8 protein-coding genes are annotated in these 9722 nt (G+C 59.1%); 5 read left to right on the top strand and 3 right to left on the bottom strand.

Annotation, left to right across the window (positions count from 1 at the left end; translation table 11 throughout):
• Window positions 1-152: 152 nt before the first annotated feature.
• A complete protein-coding gene (locus PSTU_RS20380) occupies window positions 153-1313 on the bottom strand; it encodes an NAD(P)-dependent oxidoreductase (RefSeq protein WP_019339571.1) in 1161 nt (386 codons plus the stop codon).
• A 123-nt stretch (window positions 1314-1436) separates the two neighbouring features.
• The gene (gene rfbD / locus PSTU_RS21065) at window positions 1437-3482 is read right to left on the bottom strand and encodes a dTDP-4-dehydrorhamnose reductase (protein ID WP_019339570.1); all 2046 of its coding nucleotides are present in this window, start codon (window positions 3480-3482) and stop codon (window positions 1437-1439) included.
• A 408-nt stretch (window positions 3483-3890) separates the two neighbouring features.
• Here rfbD and PSTU_RS20365 point away from each other — a divergent pair, with 408 nt between their 5' ends.
• From PSTU_RS20365 to PSTU_RS0103025, 5 genes are all read left to right on the top strand, one after another.
• The gene (locus tag PSTU_RS20365) at window positions 3891-4238 is read left to right on the top strand and encodes a hypothetical protein (protein WP_141566877.1); all 348 of its coding nucleotides are present in this window, start codon (window positions 3891-3893) and stop codon (window positions 4236-4238) included.
• 80 nt (window positions 4239-4318) lie between these two features.
• On the top strand, window positions 4319-4639 hold the full coding sequence (locus PSTU_RS20360; RefSeq protein ID WP_019339568.1) for a hypothetical protein: 321 nt from the start codon (window positions 4319-4321) through the stop codon (window positions 4637-4639).
• A gap of 153 nt (window positions 4640-4792) precedes the next feature.
• Entirely contained in the window at window positions 4793-5974 is a 1182-nt protein-coding gene (locus PSTU_RS0103035; RefSeq protein WP_141566876.1) for a hypothetical protein, read from the top strand.
• Between the two features lie 132 nt (window positions 5975-6106).
• The gene (locus PSTU_RS0103030; protein WP_019339566.1) at window positions 6107-6439 is read left to right on the top strand and encodes a hypothetical protein; all 333 of its coding nucleotides are present in this window, start codon (window positions 6107-6109) and stop codon (window positions 6437-6439) included.
• A 157-nt stretch (window positions 6440-6596) separates the two neighbouring features.
• A complete protein-coding gene (locus PSTU_RS0103025; protein ID WP_019339565.1) occupies window positions 6597-7631 on the top strand; it encodes an NADP-dependent oxidoreductase in 1035 nt (344 codons plus the stop codon).
• Between the two features lie 111 nt (window positions 7632-7742).
• Here the strand turns inward: PSTU_RS0103025 and PSTU_RS0103020 are convergent, their stop codons facing one another.
• On the bottom strand, window positions 7743-9089 hold the full coding sequence (locus tag PSTU_RS0103020) for an esterase-like activity of phytase family protein (protein ID WP_019339564.1): 1347 nt from the start codon (window positions 9087-9089) through the stop codon (window positions 7743-7745).
• Between the last annotated feature and the right edge of the window lie 633 nt (window positions 9090-9722).

Genomic DNA, 9722 nt, shown 5'->3' with positions numbered 1-9722 from the left:
TTCTTCTGCCAAGAGGCCGGACGCTGCGATCGGCAGCGTCACTCCTGCAGAATCAGATTCGTGGTGATACGGGACGAGGCCGGTCCCAGTCCGCTGAAATTCCACGAAACTGTATCCGTCCGCCCAGACCTCCGCCTCATCGCCGGCTCTCATTACAGAGCCTGGCGCAGCGTAGTTGGCTGAGCGCTTATTGCGATCTGCTGCCGCACTGTTTGCTGTTGCTGGGTGAGGATGTCCAACACCCGACTTGGCTGAACCTCGATGTCGTCGAAGGTGATCAGCTGCCCCGGCTCGACAGGTCGCTTGAGAACCGTGTTGCGCAACAGGCCAATGGGCACGTGGTCGAGCTCCCCGGCGAGCTTCACCGCTTCGCCGCGAACGTCGAAGCCACCTATGCCACGAACGATGATCTCCCCAGCCTTCATCTCACGTTTGGCTATCGCTGCAACGCCCAAGGTGGGCGACACAGAATTGTTCAGCAGCACACCGCCGCCAGCCAATACCCGACGAACTGTTTTGCCGACTTCCAGCGAGCAGAGGTGGAACGGCCGTGTCAGCACATAATAAGGACCGGGGCCGAGCTTGAAGTACTCAATTGCCTGCGCCTGCATTTCATCGTGCCGACACACCAGGAACACGCCACCTGCTGGATAACCGCTGGGCAGAACATAGTCGACAATTGGCTGGCCGACGCCGTCCGCGATCAGTCCTAGAACCTGGCCACTGACGTTGAGATCGGTTGAGGCCAGCCCTTCCAGGCCGCGCCGGGTGATGGTCGCGCCAAGGCCGTTGCCGACTACGACCTGCTCGATCTGCACCTTGGTGCCATCGGTGAAGGACGTGGTCTGCTCAAGGCTAATGCCCTGACGTTTGGACCAATAAGTCATGTCTTCAAGGCTGGGGTTATGGTTCAGATAGCCTTTCATGTTGCCGTACACGAGAGGCTTGAAACCCATCTGTAGCGCTTCTTCGTGCAGTGCCGCCAGAGACCCGGGCTGATCGCCTTCGGCTTCAGTCAGCAAGCCTTTGCCTGCCAGGTGGGACCCCGTGGTTACTTGCAATTCAGCATTTATGGTCACCACCGGTAGGCCAGCTTCGAAAGCGCGCTCGATCACTTCCGTACCGAAGAACACGTCACCGGTGCATTCGACGATGATGTCCGAATGCTCGAGCAGATCATCGATCGAGTTGGTCAGCGCGTCCCTGAGCGGAAAGCCGCCGAGCGTATCGATTCGCCTACGGGTCAGAACACGGCTGATTGTCATGTCCTTGTAGTGCTGCATGATCAGGCGAACGAAGCAGTGCGAGATCATCCCTGTACCCGACACACCTACCCTTTTGATCGTTGCATCCTTCATTGCGAAATCCCTTTTAATAGCTCTGGCCTTCCGACCGTAACATTTAGATAAAGTTTGCGACTCGCCCATCCGGTCTAATCAGTTCTGGTTTGCCGCCTGATTGGTCGATAACCGCGCCGGCTCGCCAATGCTGAATGGGTAGGCCTTGAAGGGAATTCTGCTCGGCGCTGGCCCGCATGGCTCGGCTGGTAGATCACCCATACGACGAATGACATTGCGCAGCTCCTCCCGCCAATGCTTCGGGTGAATACCGAACGTGGCTTCGATAAGTGAGCAATCGAGTACCGACCAGGCCGGTCGCATAGCGGCACGAGGCAGCCGGTCACTGGTTACCGGGACCACGCGTGGGGCTTGTTCGATGAGCCCGGCCAGTTCGGCTTCATGGAAAATTGCGGTAGCGAACTCTGCCCAGCTGCAAGGTGATGAACCGCTGTAATGGTAAAGACCCCACTGCAGATCACCGTTACGGCAGTAGCGCAGCGCCAGCTCAACCAACACACGCGCTACGCTGCGTGCCCGAGTCGGGCAGCCGACCTGATCGCTGACGACCGAGACTTCCCCTGTCTTCCCGCAGAGGTTGAGCATCGTCTTGACGAAATTATTACCGCGCTCGCCGTATATCCAGCTGGTCCGCAGAATGAGAAACCGGTCCAGCGTCTGGCTGATGGCCACCTCGCCCGCGCGGCGAGTGGAACCGTATACGCTGTTCGGCATCGGCTGATCGGTTTCACGGTACGGCTCGGTGCCGTCGCCGGAGAACACGTATTCACTGGACAGGTGAAATAAAGGGATATCGAAATGGCGAGCGGCCGCGGCCAGGTTAGCGGCGCCGTCGCGGTTGACCGCTTCAGCCTGTGCCACTTCCGCTTCGGCGTGATCCAGGTTGGTGTAGGCCGCAACGTTAATGATCAGCGCGGGCTTATAGCGCTCGACCGCCGCGTATATCTGGTCTATGCGAGTGATATCCAGGGCGCGGCGAGACAAACCGGTTGCATCCAGCCCGAAGCTCGCCGCCTGGTTGATCAGGCAGTAACCAACCTGCCCTTCGGCGCCACACACCAAAATCCGCATATTGTTTGCAACGGCACGTGGCGGCGGACTGGCAGGCGCATCGGAGCGGATAACGGTTGTCGAGACGACCTCCGACCGCAGATCAGCGGTCTCGCCTGCTCCCTTTGGGATCAGCTCACGTACAGTCACGCCCAGCGCCTCGACCGGGGCATCGGCCGATTCGGGAACTGGCGAAAAGCTGAAGCTTTCCAACAGGCCAGTAAGAATGATGCGCGCTTTAGCGACCTGACCTCTGGCCAGCATCGCAGCGACCAGGCTCAGCCGAGAACCGAACAGGCCCAACACACGTCGCTTGCGAAAATACTTTCGGGCAACGAACAACTCATTACGAACCAGATGGCGGTGCAGCGCGACTCGCGCCGGATCGGGCTCACGCAGAATGTCGATCGCGCCGCTGACGCGTCGCAGGTGCACCACCCTGCTCGCAGCCACCAGGTAGCCCGGTACGCTCTGACTGATGCGCATGGTGAATTCGGTGTCATCCCCCCACATGAACATCGGCGCCAACGGCAGGCCATGCTGCGCCAGCGAACGGCGAGGAACCAGAATCGAAACATAGGTCGCCGGGCGCACCGGGATTACGCCAATGTCCAGCAATGCGGGCCAGTTTTCATAGTCGATCGAATTGGTGCGCTCATCGACTCTAGGCACGTTGGTGAGCAGACCATGCTCGGTGCGAGCCATCGAGAGCAGATACGAACTCGGCTGTTTGCGCTCGGCCAGGCGCTCATTGGCCAGCAGCAACTGCTCAAGCGCATCCGGTTCGGGAATCACATCATCGTCCATCATCCAGACGAAGTCCGCGCCCTGTTGGTAAGCAAGCCGAAAGCCAGCACTGAAACCACCCGATGCGCCGGTGTTATGCGACAGCACATAGACCTTGAGATTGGGCAGTTCCGATTGCAGCAGCATCTCTTCGGTGCCGTCGTTGCTGGCATTGTCAACGACGATGATTGCTGCACACGGGCGGGTCTGTTCGTCGATCGCATCCAGGCAGCGCTGTAACAATTCCTTGCGTTTGTACGACAGTACCACTGCGTATATCTGATCCATTGATGCGCTCGGTTTCGATTCAACAAGGCGGAAAGTTCAAATCCGACAGCGAGCCACCGGCCAGATCATATGAAGCGGCAGGGGTGGGCTTCGGAGACGTGATGGGCTTTAGCCATGACGCTCTGCTCTGACCCGGTTCGATGCGCGGGGTTCAGTAAATTGCAACGAAATATGAGTGAGCCCGAAAGGGGCGCCATTCTTGACGTATGACGCGGAGTGCAGCATGCCTGGAGCATCGAATGGCCGTAGAAATGATGCATCCACGACGCTGATCGGCATTCGCGCTCACGGCGCTCCAGCGCCCGATGAACCTGCTCGGTTACGACATGCGTTGCGAACTCAAACCCCCTGCCCTGTTCACATATATAGAGAGAGCCTAGAACGGAGAGCAGAATGAAAAGACCCTTATTGGCATTGACCGGCCTGGTATTCGCGATCACGGCCATGGGGCAAGAGCCTCTGGTTGTTACACGGCTGAACGGCATGGACATCAAGGTGGAAGAACTGGGCGTGCCCTCGGCTTCGTCGGATAGCGTCGACCTGAAAGGCGTTCTCGCGATCAAAGTTAACAATCACAGCAATGAAATAGCCTCATGCCAATTCCACGCCCTACCTGAGGAAACCGTGATGACCGCCGCGCCAGCTGCCTCGGTGAACCCAAACGAAGAGGTCGTGATGCGCGTGCCGGGCAAATATTCCGCTGGAGGCCCGATCGCCTTGCTCGTCTGCAAGCCCGAAGGCGTTCCGAACCGCTGAATCGGCACGTCATCGGCACACGTTAGCCGCGCCAACCAGCGATAACGTCAGCTCGTCGGCCTATTAACGAGGAGAACATCATGAACAGATCCATCGTGAAGTCGCTGGCTATGGCCACGCTGCTGGCCGCCGCCGCTCAACCGGCGTTGGCCCAGTGGCCAGCCGGCACGCCGCAAGAAGATACCGGCTCGCGCCCAAGTCCTATGGGTGTTCCCACGCCCATGGAGAAGCTTGAAACCCACCGCAATGAGCAAGGTCAGATCGTCACCGAGGATGGCCGGGTCGTTAAAGGTTTGCCGGAAAACGACAGCGTTCCCAACCGCAACATGCATCGCACCGAGCAGGAAACGGTGACCGATGATCCAGCGCACCGCTCCGCGACGCCAGGCGAGATTGAATAGCAGTGAAGCTCGTCAACGAGCCGGAGCAGTAGCCGGAAGGCCAAGCGGAGAACCGCTTGACCATGCGGCTCGGGTAATAAAGGGTGTTTGCACTCACCAGCATTCGCCCGATCTTTTTGTTACAGGCTAACCAACATTAGGGAACGCAACTGAATGAGCCGCTCGACGCTGGCTGGACGACTAGTGGCTAGTGTTTTTCTCGGCCTGTTAGCAGGCTGCACCGGAACCGAACGCCTCGATTCCGCAATGGCAACGATCAATCAGGATTACAGCCGTCTTCAGGATGAAGCGTTGCTGCTCAATATCGTTCGGCGTAGCGCCTCGCTGCCGGCTCACTTCACCACCGTAACGACCATCCGAGGCCGGAGCCGCTTTCGTGCCGGTGCCAATCTGACGCTTCCATTTGGAGGACAAGCGCCATCGGATTTCAGCTTCAACCCGCATATGTCCGTCGAACAAGGGCCTGGATTCGATGTATCGACTCAGGACAATCAAGAGTTCTATCGCGGGTACATCGCGCCCATCAGCACCACCTCGTTAGCGTTCATGCTGCGTCAGGACTACCCGCCCGAACTGATCCTTTCGCTGTTTCTGGAAAGTGTGCAGATTCAAGGCCCCAATGGAACGGAGCGATACGCCAATAACCCATCGAACCCGGCCGATTTCGAGCGCTTCCAGCAAATGGTGAATCGCCTTGTCGATCAGGGCATCGCCATGGAGAGCGCCTTTCTGGTCAGCCGCTATGGGCCGGAACTTGAGCTCGATCAGGCACCGTCCATTGATCAGCTGATCGCCGCTCGCAAGGAAAACCTCGCCATCACGACCCGCGGCAACAACCGATATCAGCTCACCGAATCGGTCGAAAGTGCACGGTTCTGCTTTTTTCAGCCCCGCGAGGAGCTGTTCAAACTTGCACGCTGCAAACTGGAGAGCCGCAAGGAGTTTCAACTCGGCGACTCGGACTTCTTCGGCAGCGTAGGCGGCGGTCGCGTGTTCTTCGAAGCCGAAGGCATCGGCAAGGTCGAATTGCATACCCGCTCTCTTTCCGAGGTGTTCGATTTTCTAGGCGAGTGCGTGCGTGAGCAAGAAGCCGAGGGCCAGTTACTGACCGTGCGAACCAGCGCAGGGCCGCAACCCATTATCCGTGTGGAGCAAGGCATGACGATGGATGCCGTCGTCCGTACCGAGTTTGCCGGCGACCAGTACTGGATCCCCAAGGGGCCGGGCGGCGGGCAGTCTGGCGCGGTGCTTTCAATGGTGTCGCAGCTATTGGCACAGGCCCAGTCGGTCGAAAACATGTCCATCAACAGCACCATCAATCTGATCGGTCAGTAAGCCGTCTCGCCTGAATGGCCGCACATCACTGGTGCGAACTTTTTTAGAACTCTCGCGGCCGACAGGTTACGAAAACTATGTCAGCGCCATCCTCTGGTGATGACTACCCAGAAACGACAGAGGAGAAGCAGCATGAACACGAAATGGCAAAAAGCACTTGGTGGTATCGCCCTGGCATCGGCCCTCGCGGGCGGCTCAGCCATGACTTACGCGGCGGACATGGACTACGACACCTGGGACGCCGATAAGTCAGGCGCCGTGGACTATAACGAGTGGGACACAGGCTTCGACAACCAAGGCATGTTTACTCGCTGGGACAGCGACAAGAATGGCTCGATCTCGGACGATGAGTATGGCCAAGGCGTCTACAACAGTTATGACCGCGACAAGAGCGGCGACTGGAACGAGGAAGAGTACAACCGCTTCCGTGACGACGCAGGCGATGAAGGTTGGCTCGACGTATAACGTTGCCCGCCTCTAATCGCGATGCAGTGGCCGCCCCCTCTATGGGGGCGGTCGTGTTTCAGGGGCCCCGTTGCCACTTCACTTCGTGCGGAAAGGAACAATTCGCTGCTCGACGGGCTCCGACTTTGGTCAACTGATCAATCACCAGGTGCACTCGATGACTCAGCAATCGCAACACAACCGCAGCATTCGCCTCGCTTCGCGTCCGCATGGCGCGCCGACCCAGGCCAACTTCCGCCTCGAAACCGGCCCGCTGCCAAGCCCCGACAATGGCCAGCTACTGTTGCGCACCGTGTATCTCTCGCTTGATCCCTACATGCGCGGCCGTATGAGCACCGGCCCGTCCTATGCGGCACCCTTGGAGGTAGGCGACGTGATGATTGGGGGCACGGTTTGCCGGGTTGCCGAGTCACGTCATCCGGAATACAAGGAAGGCGACTGGGTGCTGAGCGGCAATGGTTGGCAGGACTATGCGCTATCCGATGGACAGGGGTTGATCAAGCTCGACCCCGATATGAAGCACCCGTCCCATGCCCTCGGTGTGCTCGGTATGCCAGGTTTCACTGCATACATGGGCCTACTCGACATCGGACAGCCCAAAGCAGGTGAAACGCTTGTAGTTGCAGCCGCTACAGGCCCCGTTGGAGCAACGGTCGGGCAGATCGGCAAGTTGAAAGGCTGCCGCGTGGTCGGTATCGCCGGCGGCGCTGAAAAGTGCCGGCATGCCGTCGAGACGCTGGGCTTCGATGCCTGTATCGATCACCGGGCCGCCGATTTTCCCCAGCAGCTGGCGCAACATTGCCCGGACGGTATAGACATCTACTACGAGAACGTTGGCGGCAAAGTGTTCGACGCCGTGCTGCCCTTGCTCAATACCGGTGCGCGGGTGCCGGTCTGTGGAGTCATCGCGCAGTACAACAGCACCGAGTTGCCGGAGGGTCCGGACCGCTTGCCTCTCTTGCTCAACACCATTTTGAAGAAGCGTATGCGGATGCAGGGCTTCATCATCTTCGACGATTATGGCCATCGCTACGACGAGTTCGCCCGCGACATGGGCGTTTGGTATGCCGAAGGCAAGATCAAGTACCGCGAGCAGATCGTGCAGGGCCTCGAAAATGCCCCCGAGGCGTTTATCGGACTGCTCAAAGGCAAGAATTTTGGAAAGCTGGTGGTGCAGGTTGGCGAACCCTGAATTTGCATTGCTCGCGAGCAAGCTCGCTCCTACAAAAGCCGGGCGGTGCCGTGTGCTTTGTAGGAGCCAGCTTGCTGACGAAGCCTTTGCGAGCAGGTGAATCGCTCGTCCTCAGTCCTGATCAGATACCGCAGACACCTCACAACGCCGCGCGTCCTTGGCGTGTTGCAGATGCGGGGGACGTACGCCAGGTATCGGATTGGCCAGGCGGATCTTCAGCAGCTCGGTGGCATCGGCATTGAGGCCACGCCCACCGCCATACGGAAAGTTATTGTCGTTGGCCACCAGCAGGGTGCGCGAATCCAGCGGCAGCACACTTTCGATGGTCACGTAGGGAAAGGTGAACGAGCGCTGGCCGTCCCCATTCAGATCGTCGGGGTCGGCCAATTGCATGAGGTCGACCACTTCGGTCTTGCGTACCGCTCCGCCACTGGCGACGCCGCGGGTGTCGATCAGGTAGATCTTCTTGAATGGCGTGCCGCTAGTGGCTGTTGCGCCGTTGCGCTCGATTACCAGAAAACGAGTCTCGTCGATGGCTGTCATGTCACCAATGGCGTGTTCGGGCGCTTGAAGGCGATAGAAAAACACGCTGCCGGTGTAACGCTCCTGATCGATGTCGAACTCGTTGATACGCAGCGTACCGGCCGGGTCACCGTTGACGGTTTTTTCCAGCAGCCCATACAGCCGGTCGCCGCGCGGATTGATCGCCATGCCTTCGAAACCGCCCGAGCCGCCCAGGTTGGCGGTCGCGCGCCCTGCCACCACATCCTTGTGCTGTGGCGCGTAGACGCCCGGCAGCGAGATGGCGCTGCGCGTAACGGTGCCGGAGGCATCGGTCTTGATCAGATACGGGCCGAACTCGTCACCAAACCACATGGCGCAGTTCTTGTCCCGCCGCACCGATTCGACGTCCAGGTCCGCGCCGGTCAGCAGACGACCAAAGCCGATCGCACTGTCGACGCGCGGCTTCGACCCGTCGTTGTAATAAAAGCGGTAGTCGGCCTGGATGGGCAGTTCGAGTTTCTGGTTAATGTCGTTGAGCGTCAGGCGCGACGGATGAGTAAAACGCGCCAAGGGCGCACCGCTGAGGTAATCGCTCGCGCTGACCTCGCCGCTGCCACCGTTGGCCGTACGGAAATCGGGCCGCACGCTGTAGAGCCGCAACAGGGCGTCGGCTGAGTTCGTTTGCCCACCAAAGCCGTTATCGGTCATGAAGATGAAACTGTTTTCATCGGCACCCGGCAGCACGGCGGAGAAGCCCTGCACCGGCTGCCGGTTTTCATAAGGTGGCGCGAAAGTGCCGTAAGGGTTCGCGCCGGCCATCTGCCCTGAAGTCGGACCATCGGAGAAGGTGTCGGCAGGCATCATCGCCCAACCCACCAGGGTATTGCTGGCGGCCATGGCGGGGGCAGAAATCGCAGCGGCAAGCGCTACGACCAATGGCTTCGGGATACGCATGGGTCAGTGTCTCCATCCGGTTGGAGCCGGCGCCGTGCGACATGCGCGGCACTCTGGCACCGGAGAATCACCTTAGAAAATCACTGTGTCAGGAATATGGCTATAGCTGAAAAACCGTCACCCTGCCGTCACTGCTCTCTGCAATCCACTCAGGTCACGCTCGACGCAACGTTCGAGAAAGCTCAGCAGTGCCTGCGGCTGCGCCAGTTAGGGGTATCGCATCAGGCGCATCATGCCCAGCAAGAGCGGTTGTTCAACGACACTGTGCAACGGATCTCCCGAATCGTCAAAAACTGAGGAGCGGCAAAGACAACCGTGCCGGAACTGTGAGTCGTTTACTGGCTGACCCGAAGCGCAAGGTTCGGCTTTGTCCAAAACTCGGGGTATCGCCCCAAAAAAGGGAACCGGGACGAACCCTGCACCCTTCTAGTTCATCATATTGGTGGGCTGGAGCCCTCCCTACAGACCAGCCGGACGCTTAGGAAGCGCTCAAATCGCCTCTTGTTCCAGCAATGACGCGGCATAGGCCCATCGCATCCGCACCTCGCACATCCCTGGCACGCAACCTGCTATTGCCTATGCAACGCCTGCCGAGCGATTCGGCGGTGCATCCCGGGGGTCAGCGTAGACCAT

Origin of the sequence: Stutzerimonas stutzeri SDM-LAC (assembly GCF_000235745.1) — a bacterium.
In the GTDB taxonomy this organism is placed as follows: Bacteria; Pseudomonadota; Gammaproteobacteria; order Pseudomonadales; family Pseudomonadaceae; genus Stutzerimonas; species Stutzerimonas stutzeri_H.
Note: the sequence above shows the minus strand (reverse complement) of the source record. Positions and strands in the feature narration are given on the sequence as shown.

Excerpts from the sequence above, each read along its gene's own strand:
- PSTU_RS20380 (WP_019339571.1), bottom strand. The coding sequence starts at position 1,313 with ATGATCTCGCACTGCTTCGTTCGCCTGATCATGCAGCACTACAAGGAC.
- rfbD (WP_019339570.1), bottom strand. The coding sequence starts at position 3,482 with ATGGATCAGATATACGCAGTGGTACTGTCGTACAAACGCAAGGAATTG.
- PSTU_RS20360 (WP_019339568.1), top strand. The coding sequence starts at position 4,319 with ATGAACAGATCCATCGTGAAGTCGCTGGCTATGGCCACGCTGCTGGCC.
- PSTU_RS0103035 (WP_141566876.1), top strand. The coding sequence starts at position 4,793 with ATGAGCCGCTCGACGCTGGCTGGACGACTAGTGGCTAGTGTTTTTCTC.
- PSTU_RS0103030 (WP_019339566.1), top strand. The coding sequence starts at position 6,107 with ATGAACACGAAATGGCAAAAAGCACTTGGTGGTATCGCCCTGGCATCG.
- PSTU_RS0103025 (WP_019339565.1), top strand. The coding sequence starts at position 6,597 with ATGACTCAGCAATCGCAACACAACCGCAGCATTCGCCTCGCTTCGCGT.
- PSTU_RS0103020 (WP_019339564.1), bottom strand. The coding sequence starts at position 9,089 with ATGCGTATCCCGAAGCCATTGGTCGTAGCGCTTGCCGCTGCGATTTCT.